We start from the raw sequence: 2326 nt of genomic DNA on the forward strand, positions 1-2326 counted from the left end.
GACTCGTCTTTTTTGTGTTTTAAACTTCTTATCAGCTTCAAGTAAGTAATCCGTATTCTTTTGATCCCCTCATATTCATTTTCTTTCATCATTTTTGATGTGTAGTTTAAGATTTTCTATTCTATTTTTTGTAGAAGCAATCTATCGGTGTGTTAAAATAGTACAGTTGTTTTTCGAGGTACTTTAATATAGGAAGATTTAAATTTTTTTAAGGAGATAATATGAAAAAGATAGGTGTAATTACTATAGTAGTTTTAGTCCTTCTAGCAATTACTTATATGTTAGTCGGGAATTATTTTTATAATTATGCGTTGAATGCGAAACAAGAGAAAGAGTTTTTAGAGGATAATCCTCACTTAGTAGAAACTGTGAATGCATCGGGAGGTGTGTTCGCTACAAATGAAGAAAAGGATGCGAACTTTGTATCAAATCATAAACCTAATACACGAAACATAAATTCTTTCGATAAGTTGAAATTAACAGGTTATGAATATATGAATGAACAATCTAGCCATAAATGGGCAATTGTAGTTCATGGATATGATAGTAGGGCATCGAAAATGACGAAATATATCCGGAACTTTTATGAACAAGGATATAACGTCATAGCGCCAGACCTTCGTGGGCATGGAAATAGTGAAGGTGATTATATAGGGATGGGCTGGCATGATCGTAAAGATATTTTGATTTGGATTCAACAAATTGTAAAGAAAGACCCTAATGCTGAAATAGCACTCTTTGGTGTTTCAATGGGCGCGGCAACTGTAATGATGACTTCAGGTGAAGAGTTACCTTCTAACGTTAAAGTTATTATTGAAGATTGTGGATACTCAACAGTTATTAATGAATTTACTTATCAATTAAACGATTTATTCCACTTGCCGAAGTTTCCTGTTATGAATGCGGCAAATACAGTTACAAAATTAAGAGCTGGATATGATTTAGAAGAAGCTTCAGCTATAAAACAAGTGGCGAAAAGTAAAACACCTATGCTATTTATTCATGGGGATGCTGATACATTTGTTCCTTATGAAATGTTAGATGAAGTATATAATGCTGCAAAAGTAGAAAAAGAGAAATTAATTGTTCCAGGTGCTGGACATGGAGAAGCCGAGAAGGTAGATTCGAATAAATATTGGAATACCGTATGGAAGTTCGTGGGGAGATACATTCCAGTGTAATTAGATTGTTTTAGATTTGTATATACGATAATCAGAAGGAAATGTTTTTATACTTTTGATTATCGTTTTTTCTATTTAAAAACTTATTTTAGTTTGTAGTATATAAGGTTTGAAGCATAAATTTTTGAATTCCTTATTGCCAGTGCTACAATAATTGAAAACTACATGTTAATGAGGTGTTTCTATGAAAATTGAAATATGGTCAGATTTTGTATGCCCATTTTGTTATATTGGGAAACATAGATTAGAAATGGCTTTAGAGCAATTTCCGCATAAGAAGGATGTTGAAGTTGAGTTTAAAAGTTTTGAATTAGACCAAAATGCTCCAATCTATTCTGGAACAAGTATTAATGAAGTACTTGCATCAAAGTATGGGATTAGTATTGAAGAAGCTAAGCGTAATAATATACAACTAGGCAATCATGCAGCTAGTATGGGTTTAAATTTTAATTTTGAAGAGATGAAGCCGACGAACACTTTTGATGCGCATCGTCTTGCCAAATTTGCAAAGGATCAAGGGAAAGAAAAAGAGATTACGGAAAATCTACTTTTTGCATATTTCACTGAATCGAGAAATTTAAGTGATGTGGATACGCTTGCTATTATTGCTGAAGCTTCAGGTTTAGACAAGCAAGAAGCTTTACGTGTTATTAATGATAAAGGTGCATATGCAAATGATGTTAGAATTGATGAAGCGATTGCTCAGCAATATCAAATTTCAGGAGTACCTTATTTTATTATTAATCAAAAGTATGCTATTTCAGGTGCGCAACCACTCGAAACTTTTGTCGGTGCACTTCAACAAGTGTGGGAAGAAGAGAATCCTGCACCTAAGTTACAAGAGCTTTCTTCTGAGGGTGGAAGCGATATGTCTTGTACGGATGAAAGTTGTTCGGTACCTTCAAAAGAACAATAGTTTTTATGAAGGAATAGCAACCCATAGAGTATTTTATGGGTTGCTTATCTATTCTTATAGAAGAGGTATATAAATAGATAATTTAATAACGTAAATAGGGTTTATAAAAAATGAAGTTTTTTTATAAAAACATATTGACGGTTTTATCTTAGAGGTGTAATATAGAACAAGTCGCCGATGCAATAACGCAGAACGCGGCAAACAAAATTAAAAACTTAGATGACATTAA

Annotated in this window: 2 protein-coding genes; both read left to right on the top strand. The window is 32.8% G+C overall.

What is annotated here, in order from left to right; all coding sequences use genetic code 11:
• Positions 1-221: 221 nt before the first annotated feature.
• The gene (locus tag DN394_RS28260) at positions 222-1181 is read left to right on the top strand and encodes an alpha/beta hydrolase (RefSeq protein ID WP_149294449.1); all 960 of its coding nucleotides are present in this window, start codon (positions 222-224) and stop codon (positions 1179-1181) included.
• A 184-nt stretch (positions 1182-1365) separates the two neighbouring features.
• Positions 1366-2097, top strand: coding sequence for a DsbA family oxidoreductase (locus tag DN394_RS28265; RefSeq protein WP_097918396.1), 732 nt, complete (start codon positions 1366-1368; stop codon positions 2095-2097).
• Positions 2098-2326: the final 229 nt, after the last annotated feature.

It is taken from the genome of Bacillus sp. BB081 (assembly GCF_008368895.1).
In the GTDB taxonomy this organism is placed as follows: Bacteria; Bacillota; Bacilli; order Bacillales; family Bacillaceae_G; genus Bacillus_A; species Bacillus_A wiedmannii.